The sequence below is a fragment of the Streptomyces sp. NPDC020875 genome (assembly GCF_040641415.1).
In the GTDB taxonomy this organism is placed as follows: domain Bacteria; phylum Actinomycetota; class Actinomycetes; order Streptomycetales; family Streptomycetaceae; genus Streptomyces.
The window spans coordinates 98178-122613 of sequence record NZ_JBFADP010000018.1; the positions used below are offsets into that span (position 1 = coordinate 98178).

Annotated in this window: 23 protein-coding genes and 1 pseudogene; 7 read left to right on the forward strand and 17 right to left on the reverse strand. The window is 72.1% G+C overall.

The features are described from left to right. Nucleotides 1-44 precede the first annotated feature (44 nt). Entirely contained in the window at nt 45-1205 is a 1161-nt protein-coding gene (locus tag AB0G74_RS13060; protein WP_361144442.1) for a serine hydrolase domain-containing protein, read from the forward strand. A 56-nt stretch (nt 1206-1261) separates the two neighbouring features. On the opposite strand, the gene AB0G74_RS13065 is transcribed toward AB0G74_RS13060, so the two are convergent. The 10 genes and pseudogenes from AB0G74_RS13065 to AB0G74_RS13110 form a co-directional block, all read right to left on the reverse strand. Beyond that, nucleotides 1262-2521 (reverse strand): cytochrome P450, encoded by a 1260-nt coding sequence (locus AB0G74_RS13065; protein ID WP_361144444.1) that lies wholly within the window; start codon nt 2519-2521, stop codon nt 1262-1264. A 110-nt stretch (nt 2522-2631) separates the two neighbouring features. Further along, nucleotides 2632-3861 carry a cytochrome P450 gene (locus tag AB0G74_RS13070; protein WP_361144509.1) on the reverse strand — a complete coding sequence of 410 codons (1230 nt, stop codon included), beginning with the start codon at nt 3859-3861 and terminating at the stop codon, nt 2632-2634. Between the two features lie 80 nt (nt 3862-3941). After that, the gene (locus tag AB0G74_RS13075) at nt 3942-4691 is read right to left on the reverse strand and encodes an ATP/GTP-binding protein (protein WP_361144447.1); all 750 of its coding nucleotides are present in this window, start codon (nt 4689-4691) and stop codon (nt 3942-3944) included. Beyond that, a pseudogene (locus AB0G74_RS13080) lies at nt 4666-4893 on the reverse strand (DUF742 domain-containing protein); the annotation flags it as partial. The gene AB0G74_RS13075 and the pseudogene AB0G74_RS13080, both read right to left, overlap by 26 nt. A 419-nt stretch (nt 4894-5312) precedes the next feature. Beyond that, nucleotides 5313-5747, reverse strand: coding sequence for a roadblock/LC7 domain-containing protein (locus AB0G74_RS13085; protein WP_361144450.1), 435 nt, complete (start codon nt 5745-5747; stop codon nt 5313-5315). After that, on the reverse strand, nt 5744-7378 hold the full coding sequence (locus tag AB0G74_RS13090; protein ID WP_361144453.1) for an ATP-binding protein: 1635 nt from the start codon (nt 7376-7378) through the stop codon (nt 5744-5746). The genes AB0G74_RS13085 and AB0G74_RS13090 overlap by 4 nt, the downstream gene beginning before the upstream one ends. Nucleotides 7379-7756: 378 nt before the next feature. Continuing rightward, a complete protein-coding gene (locus AB0G74_RS13095) occupies nt 7757-8248 on the reverse strand; it encodes a hypothetical protein (RefSeq protein WP_361144457.1) in 492 nt (163 codons plus the stop codon). Nucleotides 8249-8864: 616 nt separating this feature from the next. Beyond that, nucleotides 8865-11819, reverse strand: coding sequence for a BTAD domain-containing putative transcriptional regulator (locus AB0G74_RS13100; protein ID WP_361144460.1), 2955 nt, complete (start codon nt 11817-11819; stop codon nt 8865-8867). A 187-nt stretch (nt 11820-12006) separates the two neighbouring features. Continuing rightward, the gene (locus AB0G74_RS13105) at nt 12007-12765 is read right to left on the reverse strand and encodes a polysaccharide deacetylase family protein (RefSeq protein ID WP_361144463.1); all 759 of its coding nucleotides are present in this window, start codon (nt 12763-12765) and stop codon (nt 12007-12009) included. A 508-nt stretch (nt 12766-13273) separates the two neighbouring features. Further along, nucleotides 13274-13735, reverse strand: a complete 462-nt coding sequence (locus AB0G74_RS13110) for a nitroreductase family deazaflavin-dependent oxidoreductase (RefSeq protein ID WP_361144465.1) — start codon at nt 13733-13735, stop codon at nt 13274-13276. Between the two features lie 236 nt (nt 13736-13971). On the opposite strand from AB0G74_RS13110, the gene AB0G74_RS13115 reads away from it, so the two are divergent. Further along, entirely contained in the window at nt 13972-14595 is a 624-nt protein-coding gene (locus AB0G74_RS13115; protein WP_361144468.1) for a GyrI-like domain-containing protein, read from the forward strand. 75 nt (nt 14596-14670) lie between these two features. Here AB0G74_RS13115 and AB0G74_RS13120 read toward each other — a convergent pair whose 3' ends face one another. From AB0G74_RS13120 to AB0G74_RS13150, 7 genes are all read right to left on the reverse strand, one after another. Then, nucleotides 14671-15162 carry a GNAT family N-acetyltransferase gene (locus tag AB0G74_RS13120; RefSeq protein WP_361144512.1) on the reverse strand — a complete coding sequence of 164 codons (492 nt, stop codon included), beginning with the start codon at nt 15160-15162 and terminating at the stop codon, nt 14671-14673. A 29-nt stretch (nt 15163-15191) separates the two neighbouring features. Beyond that, entirely contained in the window at nt 15192-15560 is a 369-nt protein-coding gene (locus tag AB0G74_RS13125) for a GntR family transcriptional regulator (RefSeq protein WP_361144471.1), read from the reverse strand. Nucleotides 15561-15596: 36 nt separating this feature from the next. Continuing rightward, nucleotides 15597-16622, reverse strand: coding sequence for a hypothetical protein (locus tag AB0G74_RS13130; RefSeq protein ID WP_361144474.1), 1026 nt, complete (start codon nt 16620-16622; stop codon nt 15597-15599). 140 nt (nt 16623-16762) lie between these two features. Further along, nucleotides 16763-17941, reverse strand: a complete 1179-nt coding sequence (locus AB0G74_RS13135; protein ID WP_361144477.1) for an oxygenase MpaB family protein — start codon at nt 17939-17941, stop codon at nt 16763-16765. 129 nt (nt 17942-18070) lie between these two features. Then, nucleotides 18071-19129 carry a polyprenyl synthetase family protein gene (locus tag AB0G74_RS13140; RefSeq protein ID WP_361144480.1) on the reverse strand — a complete coding sequence of 353 codons (1059 nt, stop codon included), beginning with the start codon at nt 19127-19129 and terminating at the stop codon, nt 18071-18073. Further along, nucleotides 19119-19436: a polyprenyl synthetase gene (locus AB0G74_RS13145; RefSeq protein WP_361144483.1), complete on the reverse strand. Its 318-nt coding sequence runs from the start codon at nt 19434-19436 to the stop codon at nt 19119-19121. Before AB0G74_RS13145 ends, AB0G74_RS13140 begins: the two co-directional genes overlap by 11 nt. 350 nt (nt 19437-19786) lie before the next feature. Next, the gene (locus AB0G74_RS13150; protein WP_361144486.1) at nt 19787-20278 is read right to left on the reverse strand and encodes a GNAT family N-acetyltransferase; all 492 of its coding nucleotides are present in this window, start codon (nt 20276-20278) and stop codon (nt 19787-19789) included. Nucleotides 20279-20359: 81 nt separating this feature from the next. Here AB0G74_RS13150 and AB0G74_RS13155 point away from each other — a divergent pair, with 81 nt between their 5' ends. From AB0G74_RS13155 to AB0G74_RS13175, 5 genes are all read left to right on the forward strand, one after another. Then, the gene (locus AB0G74_RS13155) at nt 20360-21109 is read left to right on the forward strand and encodes an SMI1/KNR4 family protein (RefSeq protein WP_361144488.1); all 750 of its coding nucleotides are present in this window, start codon (nt 20360-20362) and stop codon (nt 21107-21109) included. A gap of 52 nt (nt 21110-21161) precedes the next feature. Further along, complete coding sequence (locus tag AB0G74_RS13160; RefSeq protein WP_361144491.1) at nt 21162-22022, forward strand: helix-turn-helix transcriptional regulator; 861 nt, start codon at nt 21162-21164, stop codon at nt 22020-22022. Continuing rightward, entirely contained in the window at nt 22019-22234 is a 216-nt protein-coding gene (locus tag AB0G74_RS13165) for a DUF397 domain-containing protein (protein ID WP_361144493.1), read from the forward strand. Before AB0G74_RS13160 ends, AB0G74_RS13165 begins: the two co-directional genes overlap by 4 nt. 5 nt (nt 22235-22239) lie before the next feature. Continuing rightward, entirely contained in the window at nt 22240-22446 is a 207-nt protein-coding gene (locus AB0G74_RS13170) for a DUF397 domain-containing protein (protein WP_361144496.1), read from the forward strand. A gap of 284 nt (nt 22447-22730) precedes the next feature. Continuing rightward, nucleotides 22731-24293 (forward strand): APC family permease, encoded by a 1563-nt coding sequence (locus AB0G74_RS13175; RefSeq protein ID WP_361144499.1) that lies wholly within the window; start codon nt 22731-22733, stop codon nt 24291-24293. The last annotated feature ends 143 nt before the right edge of the window (nt 24294-24436 follow it).

Genomic DNA, 24436 nt, shown 5'->3' on the forward strand with positions numbered 1-24436 from the left:
GGGGGCTGCCCCGGCATCCGGGGGCATTTCGAGAGGCGGGGACGATGACCAGCAGCACCGGCGCCGGGCTTCGGCGGTTGCTCGACGCGGCGGTAGGGCGCGGGGAGGTGACCGGGGCCGTCGGGCTCGTCGACCGGCCCGGGGGGACGGAAGTGGCCGCCGCCGGGAGCCGGACCCTCGGCGGGCCCGCCGACGTCACCCCCGAGACCGTTTTCCGGATCGCCTCGATCACCAAGATCGTGACCGCCGCCGCCGTCATGCTGCTGGTGGACGACGGGCGGCTGACTCTCGACGCGCCGGTCGCGCCGTGGCTGCCGGAGCTGGCCGAACCCCGGGTCGTACGGACCCCGGACGCGCCCGTGGACGATCTCGTACCGGCGAATCGGGCCATCACCGTGCGGGATCTGCTGAACTCGACCGCCGGATACGGCTATCCGGACGATTTCTCGCTGCCCGCCGCCCGCGCGCTCGCCGGTGGGCTGCGGCAGAGCCCGCCGGAGCCCGAGGGTGTGCCGGGGCCGGACGAGTGGCTGGCCGATCTGGCCCGGATCCCGTTGCTGGCCCAGCCGGGGGAGCGGTTCCTCTACAACACGACCTCCGACGTCCTGGGTGTACTGATCGGCCGGGCGGCCGGGGTGCCGACGGCGGATTTCCTGGCCGGGCGGCTGTTCGGGCCGCTGGGCATGGCGGATACCGGTTTCAGCGTCCCGCCGGGCCGTGCGGACCGGCTCACCGGGCTCTACCGCCGCAAGAGCGACGGCGGTCTGCTGCTCTGGGACGCCCCGGACGGCATGTGGAGCCGGGAGCCGGAGTTCGCGTCCGGCGCGGGCGGCCTGGTGTCCACGGCCGGTGATCTGCTGGCCTTTCTGCGGATGCTGCGCGCCGACGGCACGGCCCCCGACGGCCGCCGGATCCTCGCCGCCGACTCCGTACGGCAGATGTGTACGGATCAGCTGACTCCGGCCCAGCGGGCGTCCGGGGCGGCTTTCCTGGACGGCCAGAGCTGGGGTTTCGGCGGCTCGGTCGACATCGCGCCCACCGAGCCGTGGCAGGTGCCGGGCCGCTACGGCTGGATCGGCGGTACGGGCGCGTCGGCGCATCTCGTCCCGGCGACGGGAGTCGTCTCGATCCTGCTTACTACTACCGCCCTGTCGGGCCCCGAGGCGCCGCCGCTGATGCGGGAGTTCTGGCGGTACGCGGCATAGTCCCGTACCCCGGCGTTACGACGCCGGGGTACGGGGCCCCGAGGCTCGTCGTGAGGTCAGCGCAGGACGACCGGGATCTCCTGCCAGCCGTACGCGATGAACGACGGCACCTGCCGCAGCTCCGCCGGGTCCACCGCGAGCCGCATGTCCGGGAAGCGTTCGAAGAGGCGGGGGAGGGCCGTCAGGGCCTCCACCTTCGCCAGGGGGGCGCCGATGCAGCGGTGGACGCCGATGCCGAACGAGAGGTGGTCGTCGGCGCCGCGCGCCGGGTCGAACTCGGCCGCGTCGTCGCCGTAGTGCCCCGGGTCGTACGACGCCGCCGCGTACGTCGTCAGGATCGCGTCGCCCGCCGGGACGGTGACGCCCGCGATATCGATGTCGGAGACCGCGAACCGCAGCGGCAGGCTGGCGATCGACGGATAGACCCGCAGCACCTCGTCGACCACCGCCTCCCAGCCGATCTCACCGGCCCGGACCGCCGCCAGCTGCTCGGGGTGGCGCAGCAGGCCGACCACCGTGTTCCCGATCAGGTTGACGGTGGTTTCGAAGCCCGCGCCGATCACCAGCAGCAGGGTGTAGATCAGCTCTTCGTCGCTGAGCCGGTCGCCGTCCTCGTCGTGGACCCGGATCAGCTCGGTGGTCATGTCGTCGCCGGGGTGCTCGGCCTTGTAGGCGATCAGGGCCGGGAGGACCGTACCGATCTGCCGCTGGACCGAGGCCGCGTGCTCGGGGCTGGTGTCCGAGGTGTCGATGATCGCCGTGACCAGCCGCCGTACGTCCGGCACCAGATGGTCGGGCACGCCGAACAGTTCGCAGATGATCCGCATCGGGACCGGGTTGGCGTACGTGCCGCGCAGGTCGACCGGGCCGCCGCTCGCCGCCGTCTCCTCCAGCGCGCCCAGCAGTTCCTCCGTGACGGCCTCCACCCGGGGCCGCATGGCCTCGGTCCTGCGGGCGGTGAAGCTGGGGGCGACCAGTTTCCGCAGCCGGGTGTGGTCCGTTCCGTAGGTCGACAGCATGTTGATCACCCCGACCCAGCCGAGGATCCACGCCCACGACGGGTTCGCCGGGACCTCGGCGAACCGGGACCAGTGCTTACGGGGGTCCTTGCTGACCCGGGGATCGAGGATGAGCGTTCTGAGGACGTCGTACGTCGTCGGCGCCCAGGCCGGGATGCCGCCCGGCAGTTCGACGGGGACGAGCGGCCCGAGGGCGCGCAGCCGGGCGCTCTCGGCCCGGATGTCGGCGCCGAAGGGGTCGATGGCGACGGGGAGCGGTTCGGCCGGGCTCTCGGGCCCGGTCTCGGTCGCGGTCATCCGCTGACTCCTGACTGGTGGTGATCGTCGGTGGGTGGTTCCGGCCCCGGCACCGACCCGGGACCGGCCCCGGAACCGGCTTCGGCCTCCGCCTCGGTGGAGCCGGGGGTTCAGGGCTGTTCGGATCCCGGCACCCGGGCGCGGGTGATCCGCAGGGTGCGTTCCTGCTCGATATCGGGGAGCAGGGGGGTGAAGCGGACCGGCAGGGCCGTGAGGGAGCGGTGGAAGGGGCCGGGCCGCCAGGTGAGACGGTCCCGGGGGAGCTGGGGCGAGAGGTCCGGGAGCCACTGGGTCAGCCGCTCGATCGCCTCGGTGGCGATCAGCAGCGTGTGCTGTTTCACGGGGCAGGAGTGTTCGCCCGCCCCCCAGGACAGATGGGAGGCGTCATGGGGGTGGTGGCCGCCTTCGTCCCGTTCGGCGAAGTGGGCCAGCGCGCCGTAGGAGACGACGACGGGTACGGCCGCTCGTACCCATACCCCGTGGAAGCTCAGCGACTCCCGGGCGTAGTGGACGCCGTAGTTGTCGAGCGGGGTCTCGTACCGCAGCACCTCCATGACCGCGTCCATCACGGGCCGGGAACCGCTGGTGAGGGTGTGGTAGTAGGCGGGGTTGCCGAGGATCCGGGAGAGCGCGTTGGAGACCAGGTTGGACGTCGGCTCGTGGCCCGCGCCCAGCGACAGGAAGACCTGCCAGGTCACCTCGTCGGGGCTGAGCCCCAGCGGATGGTCCAGCAGCCAGCTGGTGAGGTCGTCGCCGCGTTCGGCGGTCTTGGCGGCGATCAGGTCGAGGACGTACTGCCCGTACTCGGCCTCGCCCTCCAGGGACCGTTCGCCGCCCTCCATGAGCTTGCCGAGGGACTCGTGGAGCCGGTCGCTCGCGCTCTCCGGCAGGCCGAAGAGATCGTTGAAGATCAGCGACATCAGGGGGCGGGCGAACTCGGTCACCAGGTCGGCCCGGCCCGCCGGACCGACCCTTGACACGAGTACATCGACGGCGTGATGGACCCGTTCGCGTAGATCGTGCGGCTCGACCAGGTCGAACGCGTCGAGCAGGGTCCGCCGGTAGCGGATATGCGTGGCCCCGTCGGCGAAGAGGGTGTTGGGCCGCCAGCGGAGCATGCCGAGGATCGGGGAGTCCTCGGAGACCGTGGCTTCCCAGGGGCGCGGATCGCGGGACCAGGTCTCGTGGTCGTGCAGCAGATCGAGCGCCGCCCGGCGGTCGGTGACGACGTACGCGAGGATGCCGGGGAAGAGTTCGGCCCAGCCGACCGGGCCCTGGGCGCGCAGCGCCTCGTAATAGGAGTGCGGGTCTTCGGCGAAGCCGTCCTCCCAGAGCCGGATGGGCGCCTGCCGGGCGAAGGCGTCGGAGGGCGCGGGGTACGAGGGCGACGCAGGGAACGGGGGAGGGGTCGAGGGGGAGTTCACCGGGGCTGGATCTCCGTCCACGGAGGGCTGGCGGTACGGGCGTTCGGGTTCTGCTGTGACGTTTCGAGCTGCTGTGACGCGGGTCCGTCCGGCGCGCCCGGCGGTTCGGGCGGCGGCGATCCGGGTCCGGCGGGATCGGGCAGCGGGGGTGCCAGCGTGAGCAGATGCTCGACCAGGGCCAGCAGCGCGTCGATGGAGGAGTTGCGGTCCCGGGCGTCGCAGAGCACCATCGGCGTCGCGGGTTCCAGATCGAGCGATCTGCGCAGCTGCTCCTCGGTGTAACCGCGGGCGTCGGGGAAGGTGTTGAGCGCCACGGCGTACGGCAGTCCGCTCTCCTCCACCATGCCGAGCACCTCGAACGAGGCGTCGATCCGGCGGGTGTCGACCAGGACGAGCGCGCCCAGCGCCCCGTAGGCGATATCCGCCCACAGGGCCCGGAACCGTTCCTGGCCGGGGGTGCCGAAGAGATAGAGCACGATGCCGCCGTTGAGCGAGATCCGTCCGAAGTCGATGGCGACGGTCGTGGTCGTCTTGTCGCGGACGCCCGCGAGGTCGTCCACGGCGACCGACGCCTCCGTGAGCCGTTCCTCGGTGTGCAGGGGGCGGATCTCGGAGACCGAGTCGATCAGGGTCGTCTTGCCGACTCCGAACGGGCCGACCACCAGGATCTTCACCAGCTCACGGGTGCTGTCCGGCAGATGCAGGCCGCCGGAGCCGTGGCTAGAGCTTGAGGGCGCGGAGGCCATCGGCGACTCTCTCCAACAGGTCGGGTGCGGGGGGAACGGCGTCGGGGATGGGCGGTCTGGCCCGGACAAGGCCCCGGTCGATCAGATGGGCGGCGAGCACCCGGACGGCGGATACGGGCAGTTCGAGCAGGGCCGCGGTCTCCACGACGGTGAGGGATCCGCCGTCGAGGACGTCCAGCAGGGCGAGCTGGGCGGCGGGCAGATCGGGCGGCGGGCCGAGCGGCGGTACGGCGCCGGGCGCGTCGCCCGGGCCGGGCCGGAACGGGTCACCGGGGGCCGCCGCCGTAGCGGTCGTACGCGTGGGGCCGCCGGCCGCGGCGGGGGACACGGCCGTACGGGTCTCGGGGCCCGGCTGGGCCGGGATGCCGCCGACGGTGCCCGGCGGGACGGACCCGTCCGGTGCCGGGGACGACGGTGGCGGCGGTAAGGGGACACCGTCCGGGGAGCCACCGGAAGCACCGGTTCCGACGGGTGCTCCGGGCGGGCCCGGGACCGGCGCCGGGCCGGGAACGACCAGTCCGGTCAGGATCGAGAGCCGTTCCAGATTGCCCGTACTGGGCCTGGTCTGCCCACCCGTCGAGAGATACGCCGGGACCAGGGGCCGGCCGCCCCTGCGGGCGGTCATGCCGGAGTGACGTCGCCATCGGTACCGCGGGGCGCGGCGGACATGGCCTTCTCGCCGAGCCGCGCCACCTGGGAGTGCACTCTGTGGGCGAGCAGGTCGAGCCGTACCTCCGGGTCGCCGTAGGCGGCGACACAGGTGCCGTGCCGGGTGGGCGCGACCAGGATGTAGCCGTGGTCGGACTCGATGACGACCTGGCGCACCTCGGCGTTGTCCTGGTCGGCGAAGGTCGCGGCGGCGCTCCGGCAGGCGCCCTGCACGGTGCTGATGATGGCGGCGGTGCGCTCCGCCGACGGCCGGGACAGCCGGTCGGAGTAGCCGGAGACCAGGCCGTCCAGGGTCAGCAGGACGGCGGCCCGTACATGCGGGATCTCCAGGATCGGGTCGAGCACCCAAGCGGTGTCGCCGGTCTCGCGGGAGGTACGGGAGGTCATCGGGGGTCTTTCCCTTCGGTGTGGTCGGCGCCGTGGTCATGGGCGCCGTGGTCGTGGGCGCCGGGTTCGGGCGCGGCGTTGCGGGCGGCGGCGGTACCGGCCTGGAGCGCCCCGAGGGCGGCGGCGGCCTCCTCCGGGGTACGCACGGGGGGCCGGGGGCGGGCGGGGGCCGTCCCGGTCGGGGCGGGGCCGTCCGGCCGGACCCGGCGGCGCCGCCGGGGCAGCGCGTCGCCGTCGGGCTGGGCGTGGTCCGGGGGCGCGTCCGGTCCGGCGGGCGCCGGGACGGCCGGTGGGGCGGGGGCGGCGGCCGGGGTGCCGTACGGCGGTCCGGCCGGGTCGGTCGGGGTCGGTCCGGCTCCGGGGACCGCGCCCGGTACGGCTCCCGGCCCGGTCCCGGGCGCGGCGGCCGGACCCGGGTGGCGCGGGGGCGGGGACGACGGCGGCGGCACGGTCGGTCGTTGTCGTAGCGGCAGTTGGTGCGGATGGGGCAGGAGATGGCGGCCCGATTCCTCCTGCGCGGCCGCCTCGGCGGCACCGCCCCGGGTGGAGCGGGGCGCGCTGGCCGCCGGGGGCCGTTCGGCCGGGTCGATCCGGCTCAGCAGATGGCCCTTGATCAGCAGCACGGCCCGGACACCGCCGTACGGTGACGGCGACGACAGATCGACCGAGAGGTCGAACTGCCGGGTGAGCTGGCCGATCGCGGCGAGACCCATCCTCGGCGGGTCGCCGAGCTCGGAGAGCAGGATCGGTTCTCTGCCCGCGACCATCCGCTGCGCCCAGGCGCGTTCGGCGGCGGCCATGCCGACGCCCGCGTCGTCCACGGTGACGGTGACGCCGTGGTGGGCCCGCTCCAGATTCACCACGACCCGGGTGTCGGACGAGGAGTGGCGCAGGGCGTTGTCGAGGAGTTCGGCGACGATGATGGCGACGGGCTCGACGGCGTGCGAGACCAGCGCCGTACCGTCCTCCAGATGGTTGCCGATCCGCACCCGGTGGTAGCCGACGAGCCGGGACTGGCCGCCGGTGACCGCGTCGACCAGATGGGACTCCTCGCGGGCCAGCCCGACCCAGGCGCCGCAGACCACGGCGGCGACCTGGGCGCGGCGCAGGGACTGCTCGTTCTCGTGGTCGAGGGCGTAGAGGGTCTGGGCCAGTTCGGGGTCGTCGTACCGCTCCTGGAGTCCGCGCAGGACGTCCTGGAGCCGGTAGAGACCCGCCTGGATCTCCCGGGTGGCGCCGCGCATCCCGGCCCGGGCGGCGGCGTCGACCCGCTTGCGCTCCTGGGCGAGCGCCGTGGTCAGCCCGGTCAGTACGCCGTCGAGCGCGTCGCCCAGTTCACCACCGGCCACCTCGGGGCGCAGGGCGCCGGGGACCCGCAGATGGGGGTGGGCGGTCGCGGTGGCGGCGGCCGGGAGGCGCTTCTCCGCGAGATGCGCGACCTCGGCGGCGCAGGCCCCGGCGGTCCGGTCGGCCTCCTCGCGGGCGACCCCGAGATGGGTCCGCAGGGTCTCGATCTCGGCCGTCTGCCGGTTCCGCAGCCGCCTCGACCGCAGCAACCCGCCTCCCAGGGCGAGAGCCGACAGGGTCCCGGCGGCCAGACCGGCGGCGGCCAGCTCCGGTATCTCGATCATCGAAACCTCGGGGGGAGGGCGGTGGTTCTGGTGCCGTCGTCGGACGACCGCTCAAGTACACACCGTCATTGATCGATTGCGGGAGGGGGGCCGGGAAGAAATTGTGAACTTGTTTTAATGATCGGCCACTTATGTCCGGTAATCTTGCTTTTTGGTGCAGGAGTGGTCTCAAGTGGTCTCAAGTGACCTCTGAGGCAGCCGTGGTGAGTGTTTTTCCTGGTGAACAGGGCGGAGTGACGGCCCCGGGCATGGGAGAACCCGGTCCCGGGCCTGTGCGGTGGCCCGGGACCGGGCGGATGGAAGTGGTACGGCCGCGACGCTCCCCCTTGACCGTCGCGGCCGTACCCGTACGGCCGGTCTCCCCGGCCCCCGAGGGGCTCAGTCCCGGGGGCGCGGCGGGGCCGGCGTGTGGCGCTCCATCGTGACGATCTCCTCGTCCGCGGAGGGCTCGGACGAAGGCGTGGACGGCGTGGCAGCGCCGTCCGTCGTCGGAGCGCCGCCGTCGCCCGTGGTCGTGCCCACGGGTGCCCCCGTGGTGGTGTCCACAGGTGTCACGGGCGGCGTCGTGGGCGGCTGGGCGGGCGTGGTCGGGGCCGACGGCGAGGGCGTGTGGCGCTCGCGCGGCGGGGCCGGGGTGTGCCGCTCACGCGGCACGATGCCCTCGGCGGGCGGAATCGGCGCCTGCTGCTCGCTACGGCCTTCGGCCGTCGGCTCCGCGGTCACCGGCGGCACGGTCGGCCGGCCGCCCGGTGCGGTGCCGGACTCGGCCGGGGCCGGGGGCGCGGGGGTGTGGCGCTCCCGGGGCAGAATGCCCTCGACGGTGGCCTGTGCGGCTCCGCGGATGAATTCGCTCGAACTGTTCTGTGTCATCTTTCCTGTCCCCCTTGGATTGGTGCGGGCGGAACGTGAGTGGCCTTCCGGCCGGGGACTCCCCCGAGGGTCCCCGGACGGAAGGCCGGGGGACCTGTTCCCCTCACCCCCCGGAGAGGAGAAATGGTCCCGGTGCGATCCGTCTGCCCCCCGTTGCGACGGATCGACTGCAAGAGAGCATGCCGAAACGGCATAAACATTCGATGAACGTCCTGCTAGAAAGCGGTCACAAGCCTGCCGACCAGGAGGAACGCCGACCTCGTGGCGTTCGGTGCCGGAGGGGGGAATCGAAAGTGCGCCCTTCGTGCCCCTCGGTACGCGCCGTCACGCCCCCTGCGCCGGGGGGTGGCGGTGACTCGACTGCTCGGTACTGCGGCGGTTCGGTGGCCCGGGGATTGCGGGTCTGTAGTCATATACGCACAGACGGTCGAGGAGGGTTCATCGCTACGGGGTGATGTGGCGACCGTCACAGCAACCATCGCGATACGGCGACTATGCCCGAATGGTCCGGACCTATGCGTTCCGGGGTCCGGACCCGCGAATTCCAGGCCCGGACCCCTTGGTTCCCGGGGCCGGACCCGATGGTTCCGCTGGTTCGGACGGTTCCGCTGTTTCTTCAGAGGGTGCTCAGCGGCGCCAGCAGTCCGCGTACCTCTTCCGCCTCCGGGGCGTCCATGGACTCCAGCAGGGACTTGGCCTCCAGCCAGCAGGCCCGGGCCCGGCCCGCCTGGCCCAGCGCCGAGAGCGCCCGGCCCAGGGTGATCAGGACGATGCCACGGATCCGGTCGCCGCCGATGCAGCCGATGGCGAGGGCCTGTTCGCAGTGCTGGGCGGCCCGGGCGGCGCGCCGGGCGGACAGATGGACCTGGGCGATCCGGAAGTGGGCGGTGCCCTCCCAGAGCCGCTGCCGGTTGGCCTCGAACAACTCCATGGCCTCGGAGAGCTGCTCCAGGGCGTCCGCGTGCCGGCCGGCCTGGGTGAGGGCGACCCCCAGGGCATACCGGGCGTTGGCGAGCCGGAGGGTGTGCCCGATCCGCTCGTAGATGCCCACGCCCTGCTGGGCGAGGTCTATGGCCTCGGGCACCCGGTCGAGGGCGAGCTGGGTCCTGGAGAGGTTGCAGAGCGCGCTGGCCTCGGTGGAGTCGCTGTCGTCCCGGCGGGCGCCCTCGGCGGCGTTGCGCAGGAACTCCTCCGCCGCCTCGTACCGGCCCTGGTTGAAGGCGATGATGCCGCGGTCGTTGTCCGCCCAGTAGACGGGGGCGGGGTCGTCGACGGAGACGGCGAGTTCGGCGGCGATCCGGGCCTCGTCGTCGGCGTCCTCGTACCGTCCGGCGACCAGATGGACATTGGTCATCGAGGTCCGGGCCCTGGCCTCGGCCCTGGCGTCGCCGCAGGAGCGCGCCGAGTCCCGGACGGCCAGCGCCGCGATCTCGTACAGCTTGGAGTTGGCGCCGGACTCGGCCAGCCCCTGGGCGGCCCACAGCAGGTCGGCGGCGAGCCGGAGCCGTCTGCCGCCGGTGGCCTGCCGGGCCCCGGCCAGCATGCAGTTCGCCTCCGCGTACAGCCAGTCCTGGGCCCGGCGGCGGTCCTGGAAGACGACGCCCGTCAGGGTCGTCGGGCCCAGGTGGTGGACCAGCTTGTCGCCGGGGCGCTCGATCCCGTACACCCGGGAGGCGGTGGCGAGATAGAAGTCGAGCAGCCGGGCGAGGGCGGCCTCGCCCTCCTCGGGCCGCTCGTCCCGTTCGGCGCAGGACCGGGCGTAGAGCCGGACCAGGTCGTGGAAGCGGTACCGGCCGGGGGCCGCGGACTCCACCAGCGATGTGTCCACCAGCGCTTCGAGGAGGTCCTCGGTCTCCTGCTCGGGATGGCCGAGCACGGCCGCCGCGGCGGCGAGGGAGATATCGGGGCCGTCGGCGAGGCCGAGGATCCGGAAGGCATGGGCCTGGGCGGGCTCCAACTGGCCGTAGCCCAGCTCGAAGGTGGCCTTCACGGCCAGATCGCCCGCCTGCAACTCGTCCAGCCGGCGGCGCTCGTCGGCCAGCTTCTCCGCCAGCACCGAGACCGTCCAGGTCCGCCGGGCGGCCAGCCGGGAGGCGGCGATCCGGATCGCCAGCGGCAGGAAACCGCAGGCCGCGACCACATCGAGGGCGGACTGTCGCTCCGCCGAGACCCGCTCCAGGCCGACGATCCGGGTGAAGAGCTGAAGTGCCTCCTCCGGCGACATCACATCGAGGTCCACCAGATGGGCCCCGGCGAGATCGACCATCCGCACCCGGCTCGTGACCAGGGCGGCACAGCCCGCCGTACCCGGCAGCAGGGGGCGGATCTGGGCCGCGTCCCTGGCGTTGTCCAGCAGCACCAGGACCCGGCGGCCCGCGAGGGTCGACCGGTAGAGCGCCGACCGCTCGTCCAGCGAATCCGGTACGGACGCCTCGGGGTGGCCGAGCGCGCGCAGGAACGCGCCCAGCACCGCCTCCGGTTCCGTCGCCCGGTTGCTGGTGCCCTGGAGGTCGACGTAGAGCTGACCGTCGGGGAACCGGGGCCGGACCTCGTGCGCGACATGGACGGCGAGGGTCGTCTTGCCGACCCCGCCGATCCCGGCGAGCGCCGAGACCGCCATCACGGACCCCTCGGCGGTCGCCAGCTGCTCGCCCAGCTCACGGACGAAGGACGCCCGGCCGGTGAAGTCGGGGACCGTCGCCGGAAGCTGCGCGGGCTGGGCCACCGGCGGCGGCGCCGTATGCGGCTCGGCGGGCGCGGCGAGGGCGGCGTCCGCGCGCAGGATCCGCTCCTGCAACTGCGAGAGTTCGGGATTGGGGTCGACGCCGAGTTCGTCGGCGAGCAGGCGGCGGGTGTCGGCGTAGACGGCGAGGGCCTCGGCCTGGCGGCCACTGCGGTAGAGCGCCAGCATCAGCAGCTCCCGCATCCGCTCCCGCAGCGGATGGGCGGCGGTCAGGGCGGTCAGCTCGGAAACCGCCTCCGCGTGCGCCCCGACCTCCAGATCGAGATCGAGCCGGGTCTCCAGGAGCTGGAGCCGCCACTCCTCCAGGCGGGCCCGCTGCCCCTCCGCGTACGGCCCGGGGACATTGGCCAGCGGCTCCCCGTCCCACAGCCCCAGCGACTTGTTGACCAGCATCCGGGCATGGCCCGGGTCGCCCGCGGCCCGGGTCTTCTCGGCCGCCGCCGCCAGCTCCTGGGCCACGAACAGATCGAGGGCGTCGCGCTCTATCCGCAGGGCGTACCCGCCCGACTCGGAGACCAGCGTCGTCGCCGAGAGCACCTTGCGCAGCCGGTGCGCGTACGTCCGGATCGTGGCCAGCGCCTGGGACGGCGGCTCCTCGCCCCAGATGGCGTCGATCAGCTCGTGGGACGTCGCGGTGCGGCCGTCGCGCAGCAGCAGGGCGGAGAGCAGGGCCCGTTGCTGCGGAGAGCCGGTCTGCAATGGCGTCCCGGCACGCCAGGCCCGCACCGGTCCGAGCACACTGAAACGCAGCTCCACGGCGTCACTGTCGACCTCGTTGGGCGCCGGAGATCGCTGCTCCGGTACGCGAGGCCCGCGTTCACGGTCCATGCTGCCCCCTGCCCCCAACTGCCGGTTCGCACCCACAGTCTGCCTTGTGTACGACAACTCCGTCAGCAGCGGAGCGCTTCATTCGGCTCATTGCCCGGGACGGCGGGCCGCCTAACGCCCCTTGGCGATCATCCGCCACATCCGCCAAGACCTCCTCCGTTTCTCCCCGGGCACGGGGGACGAAGCGTCAAGGTCGGTAGATTTCACCGGGGTTCGCCTTGGCGGGGGCCAGAAGTTGGGAGACCGTGACGAAGGTGTAGCCCCGCTTTTTCAGCTCCGTGACAATCCCGGGAACGGCGGGAACCGTGCCATCGTAGATGTCATGCAAAAGGATGATTCCATCCTTCTTGACCTGCTTGAGGGTCCGCTCCTTGATCAGCTCGGAGTCGGTGGTGGCGTAGTCCTTGGCGGTGGTGCTCCAGAGGATCTGGGCCAGCCCGAGATCCTTCGACACCTCGGTGACGTCGTCGTTGATCCGGCCCTGCGGCGGGCGCATCAGGGTGGGCTTCTGCCCGGTGATCTTCTCCAGCTCGATCTGGGTCTTCTCCAGCTCCTCGCGGATCTCGCTCTTCTTCAGCTTGTCGAGCCGGGGATGCGTCCAGGTGTGGTTCGCGACCTCGTGCCCCTCATCGGCGAATCGTTTCACCACCTTCGGCCAGCGGTCGAGGTGGTTCTTGCCGAGGACGAAGAAGGTGGCGGGCACCTTCTCCTTCTTGAGGTAGTCCAGAAGCTGGGGCGTCTTCACGCCGGGGCTGGAGTCGAAGGTCAGGGCGACGCACTTCACCTTCTCGCAGTCGACGGTCCCCGGTGCCACCTCCCCCTTGGCCTTGCCGCGCGCGGTCGCGGGCGCGGTGGTCTCCATGCCGCAGGCCGCGAGGGCGGGGAAGAGGGCGATGAGGGCCGCCGTGGTGGCTATTCGGCGGGCTTTCCTCCGGGTGGCGGGCATGGTGAGGGTCTCCCTGAAGCATCTGGAGTGGTCAATTCCGCATGCACACTACACACGGGCCCGGGCCCGCCCGGAGGGCGGGACGGGCGTGGGGGAAGACGTGACAGGAGGGGCCGAGGTTCCGTTTTTCTTGTGGCTCGGTTCCCCTCCGGGGCGCTTCAGCCGCCTTCTTTGTGGCTCGGTTCGCCTCCGGGGCGCTTCAACCGTGTTCTTCAGTCGATCGTGCTCGACCGCTCGTTCCTCGCGGCCTCCGCGCGTTCTCCTTCCAGAACACGGTGCGCCCCTTCGGCTCACTCGCCTCTCCGGCGCGAGGGCAAGGCCGGGCACCCCGGGGCGCGCGGCTTGAGAAGGGGGGCGGGGTTGTCCGGGCCGGGCCCTTACGGGGCACACGGCCCGCCCCTTCGACTCGCTCGCCCTCTCCGGAGCGAGGGCAGGGCGAGGCGGCCCGGGGCGTGCCCCTACGGCACACTCGCCCCGGCGCCACTTCGGCTCACTCGGTTCTCCGGGTTCAGCCCGCCGACCCCGCGTCGGCCCGTTCCAGCGCCACCACGGGGATGACCCGCTCCGTCCCCGCCTGGTAGGCGGCGAAGGCCGGTACCCGCTCGCCCTGCTCCCGGTAGAGCCGGGCGCGCTCGTCGCCCTCCAGTACGGTCGCGATCCCCGCGTACGTCTCCACCCCGCCCTCGCCGTCGCCGATCTCGACGGTCACCCGGGGGTCGGCCAGGACGTTCCAGTACCAGTCGGGGTGCCGGTGGGCGCCCCCGTTGGACCCGAAGATCAGGATCCGGCCGCCGTCGCGCGCGTACGCCACCGGATTCGTCCGGGGCAGCCCGCTGCGCGCCCCGACCGAGGTGACCAGGACGAGGGGAAGCCCCTCGAACATCCCGCCCACCAGGCCGCCCCCGGCCCGGAACTCCTCGATGATCTTCCGGTTGAACTCGGCGTTCGACACGGGTCGTTCGTCGGCCATGGTGGATTCCCTTCGATGGCGCCTGCTGGTGACGGTCTCGGTCCTCCCAGCAAAGCACCTCGGCCCCGGCGCGCGACGACATCATCGGGGGAGTTCCGCCACCGCCTGCGATATCACGGTGTGGTGGCGGCCCCGCCGGACTCCCCGGTCCGGCGCGGCCCCCGCTCCCCGGAGGCGCTTTACTGGGCGGCCCGCCCGCAGTCGAGGGCCCGTCGTCACCCCGAGGAGAGACCGCCATGGCGCCGTACGACGTGAAACGCGAGCTGAAGAAGTTCTACGCCCCCAGGAACACGGCCTGGGCCGTCGTCGACGTCCCCGCGCAGCGGTTCATCGCCGTGGACGGGACCGGGAACCCGAATACGTCGCCCCGGTACACGGCCGCCGTCGAAGCGCTCTACGCGGTCGCGTACACCGTGAAGTTCGCCGCCAAGCGGACCGACGGCGGTGACTTCGTCGTCGGCCCGCTGGAGGGGCTGTGGTGGGCGGACGACTACGCCGCCTTCACCACCGGCGCCAAGGACTCCTGGAGCTGGACCATGCTCATCGGGCTCCCCGAGTGGATCACCGACGGCATGGTCGCCGAGGCCCGGGAGGCCGCCCTCGCCAAGAAGAAGCGGCCGGAGATCGCCGAGGTGCGGGTGGTGTCCCTGCACGAGGGGCCGAGCGCCCAGGTACTGCACACCGGCCCCTACGACGACGAGGCGCCGCTGCTGGCCGAACTGCACGACACCTATCTCGCCGCCAACGGCCTCCGGCCGAGGGGGCGCCACCACGAGATCTATCTGGGCGATCCGCGCCGTACCGCGCCCGAGAAGCTCAGGACGGTCCTCCGCCAGCCGGTGGAGCCCGTCACTCCGTAGCGGGGCCCGGCCGCCCGGGGCTACGGGCGCGGCGCCGGGCGGCCGGACGGCCAGGCCAGGCCAGGCCAGGTCAGGTCAGGTCAGCGGCAGATGCATGATGTGCAGCCCCACATAGCCCCGCTCGGGGTGGCGGAAGCCCTCGGGCAGCGTGCCGATGATCCGGAACCCCAGGGACTCGTAGAGCCGTACCGCGTGGACATTGGTCTCCACGACCGCGTTGAACTGCATCGCGCGGTAGCCCCGGGCGCGGGCCCAGTCGATGGTGTACGAACACAGGGCGCGGCCCACGCCCCGGCCCTCGTGGGCGGGGTCCACGAGATAGCTGGCGCTGGCGATGTGGGAGCCGTTGCCCTGGTGGTTGCGGTTCATCTTGGCCGTGCCGGTCACCTTCCCGTCGGGGGTGGTGGCCACGATCGTCAGGGCGGGCGGGGACAGCAGCCACCAGCCCGGGGCCTCCTCGGCGGAGAGGTCCGTGGGGAAGGTGAACGTTTCCCCGGCCGCCATCACGGGGTGGAAGAAGGCGGCGATCGCGGGCCAGTCGTCGGCGGTGGCCTCGCGCAGCAGCAGCGGTACGCCGTCACGGGTGCGGTACTCGGTCATGAGGTGGTCCCGGGGTTCAGAGTCGTACGGATCAGGGTGAGGAGTTCGTCGTCGGAGAGGCCGATGGCACGGGCCTCGGCCGCCAGGTCGTGGACGCGCTGGACGAGCCGGCCGCGCCCGGGGTCGGCCCGGTCGCTGATCACCGCGCCCCGGCCCCGGCGCAGCTCCAGCAAACCCTCGTCGCGGAGTTTCTGGTAGCCCCGCAGGACCGTGTGGAGGTTGATGTCGAGGGAGCGGGCGAGGTCCCGGGCGGCGGGGAGCCGTTCCCCGGGGGCCGCGGAGCCGTCGGCCAGCGCGCGGCGTACGGAGGCCGCGACCTGGTCGCTGAGGGAGAGCGACGACTGGGGGTCGATCCGGAAGAGCATGCTCGGCCTCGGAAAGGGGTCGCCGGTGGTCGGGGGTCAGGGGGCGGCGCGGTGGGCCCGGGCCGCCAGGGTGTTGAGTGTGGCGGCGGCGGTGGCCGCGTCGTCCACGGTCACCAGGAACGTACCGCCCGACGCCCGGTCGACGGCGAGCGCGTCACCGGATCGCAGGATCACTCCGCTCGCCCCGGCGCGGATCCGGTAGCCGAAGCCGCCGAAGTCCCGTACGGCGCTGACCCGCCGGGTGGAGGCGGTGGCGATCTCGTCCAGGGGGATCCGGACCCGGGGGCGGCGCAGCCCGGCCGGGGTCACGGTCAGTCCGCGGGCGTCCGCCGTCACCCGGATCCGGCCGGTCACGGCGAAGGCCACCGCGAGCGGGACCGCCAGGGCGATGATCCACCAGCCCGCGTAGGCGGCCGTGACGGTCAGGGTGAGCACCGTGAGGCCGCCCGCCGCGAGGAGCCCCGGCGACCCGGCGGTACGGGTCCAGGCGATCTGCTCCCGGGGGCCGATGGGCAGCCGCCGGGCGCCGGGGGCCGGGTCGTCGCCGGTACGGGTGGCGGGCGCCGGGCCCGGCCCGGCGGCGAACCAGGCCAGGGCCCCGGTCACGGCCCAGGCGGCGAGGGCCCACAGGATGTGCCAGCCGGAGAACCGGACCGACGCCGGGTCGTCGACCCCGGTATTGGCGAGCAGCAGCATCACCAGGACCCAGTCGAGGAGGGCGAGTGTGCCCGCGCCCATCGCCGACATCGCCCGGGGCGCGGACGCCTGCCCGGCGCGGGTGGGGAGGCGGGAGAGCAGGGCGAACAGGGCGCCGACTCCGGCGAGTGCGAGGGCCGCCGTCACGGCGAAGGCGGTCCGGCCCGTGAAGCCGTCGGCGCGGCCGTCGGGGCCCATATGCGTGGCGAGTTCGTCCGGCAGCCGGTCCCGTACGGCGAAGTAGACCGCGAGGAACACGGCGACGGCCAGCACCGCCGGGACGACCGCCACCAGTGTGCGGCGCCATGGTGCGGCCGTGGCCGGGGTCATGTCCTGGGGTGAGTCCGGGGTCTCGGGACGTCTCATAGCACCCTCCAACCGGTTCGGTTAGTTCTATGTCTACTAGAACAATAGCGGCCGGGGGCGGAACAAAGGAAGAGGGGACGGGCTTCGACGGAACCCGTCCCCTCTTTTGTCAGGTCTTTCGCCGGGTGTCGCCGAGTGCCTCAGCCGACCGTCGCCGGGGGCGGGCTCCAGCGGTTCTTCGGGAGCACCGTGTCCGGGACCCCGTACTCCTTGCGCAGGGTCTCCGGGATCGCGTAGTGCATCACCCGCCCCCGGGTCAGCGCCGACAGTTCGAGCCCGGAGACGAGATCGCCGAGCCGGTCCAGCGCCCACGCCCCGTACGGCGAGCGGTCCTCGATCGTCTCCAGCGCCCCCAGCAGCCGCGGTACGGCCCCGACCGCCGTGTCCCAGGCGGTACGCGGCACCCGCAGCCAGTCCGCGCAGGTGTCGCCGACCAGATGCCGGACCAGCGCGCCCACCAGCGGATCGAAGAACGTCCCCGGCACGACCTCCTCGTAGAGGTCGATCAACTGGCGGGTGAGATGGACGCCCTGCTCCGACGGCCCCATATTGAGCGTCATATAGAGGTCGAAGTACTGGCGGCCCTCCTCGATGGTCTTCGGTACGGACACCTGGTCGATACCGAGCATCGCGCCGACCACCCGCCAGGCGTAGAAGTACGCGTCGGCGCCCTCGTTGCTCAGATGGATGCCGAGCCGGTGCAGACTGTCGAGGACCAGCATCGAGAAGATCATCTGGCCGCCGATCATGTCCTCCTGGGAGATCGGCGTCCCCTCGGCCGCCCGGTCCCAGTGGCCGTCCCGGAGCAGATGGTGACGGATGGAGGCGTGCAGCAGCCGGACCTTCTGCGCGGCCGGCACGAACTTGCTGCCCGCCTCGAACGCGTCGGGCCGCATCAGATAGAGCACGAACTGCCCGGTCTCCGCCATCCGCTTCGACGGATAGGCCAGCGAATGGGTCGCCGACAGCAACCGGGCCACCCGCGGCACGACATAGCAGGCGGGCATCGAGGCGAAGGAGAGGGCCGTATTGATATGGACGTTGTTGTCCACGAAGAACAGCCGGGCCCGCTCCATCCGCTCCCAGTCCACCCACGCCGGTGGCGCGGCCGTGGCTTCGAGATAGGCGCGGGCCGCGTCCGGCAGCCCCTCGGGGAGGGGCGACCCGGCCGTGGAGACGTACCGCATCAGGGTGTTGAAGGTGCCGACGTCACCGCCCTCGATGAGCGCGGCGACGGTGGCGTCGGCGAGTTCGTCACCGGCGTTCCGCAGGGTGTGCAGGGACGCCTCGGTGTACGGGTACACGGGGTGGGTGGTCATGGGAGCCCTGCCTTTCGGAACGGTCGGGGGTGAGGGGGGTACGGGCCGGGCGCACGGGCCGGGTGGCGTACGGGCTGTGTGGCGTACGGGCTGTGCGGTGTCGCGCGGCGGCCCGTCCGGGCGCGGGGCTCAGAACTGGCGTACGGTCGCCGAGCCCGCCAGGGCCGTCAGCGCGGCGGACACGGAACCCGGCAGCGCCAGCCCCGCCAGCGCGTCCGTCGCCTCCGCCACCCGGTCCGTGATCATCCGCTCGATCCGCTCCGGCGCCCCGAGCCGGGTCATCAGGGCCCGCACCGTCTCGACCCCGGCCGCGTCGAGGGACCGGCCCCGGGCCAGCAGCCGCCGCAGCTCGGCCCGTTCGGCCTCCCCGGCCGCCCGCCAGGTCTCGGCCAGCAGCGCCGTCGGACGCGCGGTCCGCAGATCGTCCGGGCTCGCCTTGCCCGTCCTGGCCGGATCGCCGAACAGCCCCAGCAGATCGTCCCGGAGCTGGAACGCCTCGCCGAGCGGCAGCCCGTACGCCGAGAAACCCGCGCGCAGCCGGTCACCCGCCCCGCCCAGCACCCCGCCGATCAGCAGCGGCTGCTCCACCGTGTACTTGGCCGTCTTGTAGCGGATCACCTTCAGCGACGACTCCGTATCGGGAGCCGTACCCGTACGCAGGATCTCCAGGCACTCGCCCGCGATCAGCTCCCGCGCCAGCGCCGACCAGAGCGGCCGGGCCCGCGCCAGATAGGCGGCGGGCAGCCCGCTGGTCGCGAACAACTGCCCCGCCAGCGCCATCAGCAGATCCCCGACCAGCATCGCCAGCGACCGGGCCGCCGTCACGGTCCGGGGCCGCTGCCGCAACCGGGCCCGCAGGGCGACATGGGCCGTGGGGCGGCCGTGCCGCAGCGGACTGTCGTCGATCAGATCGTCGTGCACCACCGCGGCGGCGTGTATCAGCTCCATCGACGCCGCCGCCAGCAACAGGGCGTCGCTGTCCGGCTGACCGGCCGCGCGCCACCCCCAGTAACAAAACGCGGCCCGCAGCCGCTTGCCGTCGGCGACGGCGTCCTCGACCTGCTCGGCGACCGGAATCAGCTCCGGGTCGATGGCGACGAGCTGATCCGTCTCCCGGCCGACGAAGCCGCGCAGCGCGTCGTCCACCCGGGCCTTGAAGGCGCCGGGATCGTAGCGGTCAGCCACCATCGGAAGCGGGGGCGTCGGCGACGGCGGCGGCACGGGAATGGCGGGCCAGAACCTCCAGATGGGCCGGGGGCCGTGACGCGTACCGGTCGATCGCGATCCGGCCCCGGGCCCTGAGGTCGTGCCCGGCGTCCTCCAGCAGATCGGCGGTGTCGGAGCGCCGGAGCAGTCCCCGTACGGTGTCCACGGCTGTGCCCACCACCGTGCCCGCCGTACTCAGCGCCAGATCGGCCAGCCCGGCCGCGACCAGCACGGCCTGCTCGTCCAACCGCCGGTCCCGGTCGGCATCCGGTGACGACGACATCGACATCCCGCCCTCCCCTGCCCGTGAAACGCCCGTTCACGGCCCTGATTCAGGGTGTCGCGGAGGGTACGGCGCGCAGGAGGGCGCGAACGGATATCCGCCCCAACGGATGACGCCTCGTAAGCCCGTCCGTTTCCCCCACCCGGGTGGGGACGCCGGTCCCCTGCGGGGGCGGTTCGGTGGAGGTTTTTAGGGGCGCGGGGAACTGCGCGACCAGCCCCGTACGGTCGGTGGACCGGATCCGGCGTACGGGAGCCGTACGCTCCCGGTGCGCCGAAGGCGCGAAACATGGTGCCAACAAGGCATGTATGCGGACTGCGGACCGTCCGTGGCTGTTCGCGCAGTTCCCCGCGCCCCTAAATGCCTCCGGCTGACCGGACTTCGCGGGCTGCGGGGAGGGCGCGGGTGAAGAAGAGGGAGTCGGGCGCGTCGGTGTAGGGCGCGAACGGCGGCGCGGGGGTGTAGCCCGAGCGGGCGTAGAAGCGGATCGCCGCCTCCTGGCGATGACCCGTCTCCAGGGACAGCCGCGTCCAGGACCGGCCCCTCGCCCGGTCCTCCAGGGCCGCGAGGACCGCCGCCGCCGCGCCGGTGCCCCGGGCGGGCGGGGCGACGTACATCCGCTTGACCTCGCCCGTCGCCGCGTCGACCGGCCGGAGCCCGCCGCAGGCGACGGGCGTACCGGCCGGGTCGTACGCGACGACGAAGACGGGGACATCCGCGGCGGACGGGGCGATTCCGGGCTCGCTGTCGGGTGTGCCGTACAGCTCGGCTATCTCGGCGCGCTGGGCGGCCCGCAGGGCGACCGCGTCGGGCGCAGACCAGGGGACGTCTTCGATCGTGAACTCCATGCCCGGATTGTCGCCGGAGAGTGTTTCGGCGGGATTTCGGCGGCCGGGGGGATTGTCAGTGGTGCCCTTTACCGTCGGAGCATGGACATCGTGGTGGAGATGCGGGCCGCTGTCGCGGAGCGGCGGGCCGCGTGGGAGTTCGTACGGTCCTTCGTCCGGGCGTGGTGCGCCGTGCCCCTCGCCGACGGGGACGGTTACGGCCCCGACGAGATCGCCGCGGCCGAGCGGCGGCTCGGGCTGACGCTGCCCGCCGCGTTGCGGGAGGCGTACGCCCTGCTGGGCCTGCGCCCCGATCTCACCAGCAATCAGGACGTGTTGCGCCCGCTCGCCGAGCTGGCGGTGGAACCCGGCGAAGAGGCGGACGGGCCGGGGGCGGTGCTGGTCTTCCGGGACGAGAACCAGGGCGTGTGCCGCTGGGGGATACCCCTGGCGGAGCTGGGCCGGGACGATCCGCCGGTCGTCGTACGGGCCGATCTCGCGGACAAGTCGGCGGAGCGCTGGGAGCCCTGGCTGGAGCGGGTGTCGCACTGCTTCGTGGAGATCGTGCTGGCGGAGGCGGTCCACGAGCCGGAGGAGCTGGCCGCGTATTCGGACGAGGTGGACCGGGAGACCCTGGTGGCGACGGAGTGGCTGGTCCGGCTGCCGTTCCCGGAGTATCCGGTGGGCGCGCCCACCGGCACCCGCTGGTACGCGGGGCGGGACGCGCTGCTCCGGGACGACGACGGAATGGTGTCCGTCCGGGCGCGCGGTACGGAGGAGGAGCTGGACCGGGTCCTGGACGATCTTCTGGGTCCGGAACCGGTCGGTACCCCTGACGGTTCATCTGTGTAGCCATTCGCCTACACGGCGCTTCGAATCTGCCTACAGTCGGGAGCCCCTCGATATGGCAGGAGCGGAGGAGACCGTGGTGAACCGCAAGGATCTGAATCCGGAGGGAAGTCCGCAGGAAGCCTTCGGCGCGCGGTTACGCGGCGCGCGTGAGAAGCGCGGCCTGACGCAGGACGAACTCGCCGAGCGCATGGGCTACACGGGGCGGCATGTGTCGGCGGTCGAGACCGGCCGCAAGCCCCCGACCCGTCGGTTCGCGGCGGGTGTGGACACCGCCCTCGGCACCAAGGGGACGGGTGACACCTTCGAGCGCGCGTGTGGGGAGATCCGCCACGGTGTGCTGCTGGAGGGCTTCCCGGAGTATCTGTCCTATGAGGGCCGGGCCGTCGAGATCCGGGTCTTCGAAGTCGGAGTCATTCCGGGACTTCTCCAGACCCCGGGGTACGTCCGGGCGCTGGCGGACGCGGCAGTGTACCGGGGCGATATCAGCGATCAGCAGGCCGATGAGTGGATCACACTGCTCGCCGAGCGGCAGGCGGCGCTCATCCGGCCGGTCCCGCCCGCACTTGTCGTGATCATGGACGAGAGCTGTATCCGCCGTCCCGTCGGCGGCTGGGAGGTGATGAACGAACAGCTCGACCGGCTGGCGGAGGTCGCGACGCTGCCCCACGCGATGGTGCTGATCGCCCCGTATGACATCGGGGAGCGCAGGACGTTCAACCGCCCGGTGAATCTTCTGACGCTCGCCGACCGTTCGGTGATGTCCTACGTCGAGTCCCAGACCGATGGGCGGCTGGAGCGTGAAGTGGCCGCTGTAGCACCGCTGTTCATGGCCTACCATCAGCTTCAGAAGCACACACTCCCCCTAGCGGCCTCCGTCGATCTGATCAAGCTGGCACGAAAGGGCTCACTGTGACTACTACGACCGGATCCCCCCGCTGGTTCACGTCCTCCTACAGCAACAACGGCGGTACGTGTGTGGAGGTCGCGACGAATCTCGCCGGGGCGCAGGGTGTTGTTCCGGTGCGGGACAGCAAGCGTCGTTCGGGTCCGGCGCTCGCGGTGCGTGCTGCCGCTTTCGCGGCCTTTGTGACGGGTGTGAAGTCGGGGGAGCTGGTCTCGCCGTGACCGCCATGAGTGCATCCCCCCGCTGGTTCACGTCCTCCTACAGCGACGTTGGCGGTACGTGTGTCGAGGTCGCGACGAATCTCGCCGGGGCTCACGGCGTTGTTCCGGTGCGTGACAGCAAGCGCCCCACGGGTCCGGCGCTGGCGGTTCGGGCGACCGCTTTCGCGGCCTTTGTGACGGGCGTCAAGGGCGACGGCTTCCCCGCCGTCTGACCAGCCGCCCGGCGATCTTCCGGCCCCGCCGCTCCGGTGCCCACCGGTGCGGCGGGGCTTCGTCGTCGCAGGCGTCACCGGAAAATTTCAAAGCGGACAAAACCGGCGCCGCTGCGGTTATCGCATCATGAAAAGTCGACCTCGCACCTTGCAAGCTTCGAGTCGCACTGCGCGCCAAGCTTCCATATCGAGGCAGAAGAACCTTCACTTCGCGTAAATCCAAGGTTCGATATTCGGACGCTTTCCCTCCGGATGTGGAAATCGTAGGGCTTACCGTCCTGTGCATGACTCAGCTGGATGCCCGGCCCCAGGCCGCCGGGGACACGGGAGGGGCCGCCGCCCCCCGCGAAGGCGGTGGCGTACGCGGCAAAGGGCTCGGCGGGAACTCCGTCGGGCTGATGGGCAGTACCGTCATCGGGATCTCCACCGTCGCGCCGGTCTACTGCCTCACCTCGACCCTCGGGGCCACCGCGGCCGTCGTCGGGCTCCAGATGCCCGCGATCTTCCTGGCCGGGTTTCTGCCGATGCTGCTGGTCGCCTTCGCCTACCGCGAGCTGAACCGGGTCATGCCGGACTGCGGGACGTCCTTCACCTGGACCGTCAAGGCGTTCGGGCCGAAGATCGGCTGGATGTGCGGCTGGGGTCTGGTGGTCGCCACGATCATCGTGCTCTCCAATCTCGCCGGGGTCGCGACCTCCTTCTTCTGGCTGCTCGCGGGTGAGATCACCGGCAGCGAGTCGGTGGCGGCGCTGGACGACAACAAGGCCGTCCACATCCTCACCGTGCTCGTATTGATCGCGATCGCCACCGCGATCAGCTACCGGGGCATGACCGCCACCAAGAGCGTCCAGTACGCCCTGGTCGGCTTGCAGCTCCTGGTACTGGCGATCTTCGTCGTGATGGCGCTGGGCAAGGCGGGGGAGTTCGGCACATCGCTGTCGTTCTCCGCCGAGTGGCTGAACCCGTTCGCCGTGGAGTCCTTCGCCGCCTTCACCGCCGGGCTCTCCCTCTCGATCTTCATGTACTGGGGCTGGGACGCCTCCCTCAGCGCCAACGAGGAGACCAGCGGCAGCGGCAGGACCCCCGGCCGGGCGGCGCTGATCGCGATGGTCGTCCTGGTCGGCTCGTATCTCGTCACGGGTGTCGTGGCGCAGATGGCCGTGGGCTCCGGTGAGACCGGACTGGGTCTCGCCAACCCGGAGACCTCGGACAATGTCTTCGCCGTACTCGCCGGACCGATCATGGGCACCGGGCTCGGGGTGCTGCTCTTCGTCGCGGTGCTCGCCTCCGCGGCCGCCAGCCTCCAGACGACCTTCATCCCGGTGGCCCGTACGGTGCTGGCGATGTCGTCGTACGAGGCCCTGCCGCCGTCGTTCCGGAAGGTGAACCCCCGGTTCAAGACGCCCGGTCTGGCGACCGTCGTCGCGGGTGTCGGCACCGGCGCCTTCTACACCGTGATGACACTGCTGAGCGAGAACGTCCTCACCGACACGATCTACGCCCTCGGGCTGATGATCTGCTTCTACTACTCGCTCACGGCCTTCGCCTGCGCCTGGTACTTCCGCCGCGAACTGCGCCGCTCCGGCCGCGACCTCGTCTACAAGGGCGTCTTCCCGGTCCTGGGCGGGCTGATGCTGGCCGCCGTCTTCTTCAAGACGCTCTACGACATGTGGGACCCGGCCTACAGCGGCTCGTCCGTCGGCGGGGTCGGCACGGTCTTCGTCATCGGTGTGGGCCTGCTGCTCCTGGGCCTGGTGCTCATGCTGGTGATGCGGTGGCGGAGCCCGGCGTTCTTCCGTGGCGAGGTCCTGACCCGCGACACCCCGTCCCTGGTGATCGACGACTGACAATGGTCCTGTTCCGCGGGGCGTACGGCAGAGCCACGACGAGGGGCGGGCCGACGTCAACGCGCCGAAGGCCGCTGCCTGAGCGACGGCGACGCCGATCGCCGCGTGATCGTCACCGGAGCGCCCGTGCGCGCGCCCCGATG